The sequence below is a fragment of the Mesorhizobium sp. CNPSo 4671 genome (assembly GCF_057784245.1).
In genome coordinates this window covers 1-410 of the sequence record NZ_JBWLUW010000090.1, presented here as the reverse complement: position 1 = coordinate 410, position 410 = coordinate 1, and the positions used below count along the sequence as shown (strand labels likewise).

Annotated in this window: 1 protein-coding gene; it reads left to right on the top strand. The window is 62.2% G+C overall.

Annotation, left to right across the window (positions count from 1 at the left end; all coding sequences use genetic code 11):
* On the top strand, positions 1–410 hold a 410-nt coding region (locus tag AC04SF_RS37510; protein WP_488481890.1), incomplete at both ends, for an aminotransferase class I/II-fold pyridoxal phosphate-dependent enzyme.

Here is a 410-nt window from a genome sequence, read left to right as displayed (position 1 = left end):
GGTTCGGGCGCCGGCGGCACCCGCAACATTTCCGGCACGTCCAACCCGCTGGTCGAGCTCGAGCATGAGCTTGCCGACCTGCACGGCAAGGACGCCGCCCTGGTCTTCACCTCCGGCTTCGTCTCCAACGAAGCCTCGATCTCGACCATTGCGCGGCTGTTGCCCAATTGCCTGATCATTTCGGATGAGTTGAACCACGCCTCGATGATCGAAGGCGTGCGGCGCTCGGGCGCCGAGAAGAAGATCTTCCGGCACAATGACGTCGCGCATCTGGAAAGCCTGTTGCAGGCGGCGGGACGCGAACGCGCCAAGCTGATCGTCTTCGAAAGCGTCTATTCGATGGACGGCGACATCGCGCCGATCCGGGAGATCGTCGAACTCGCCGAGCGCTACAATGCCATGACCTATAT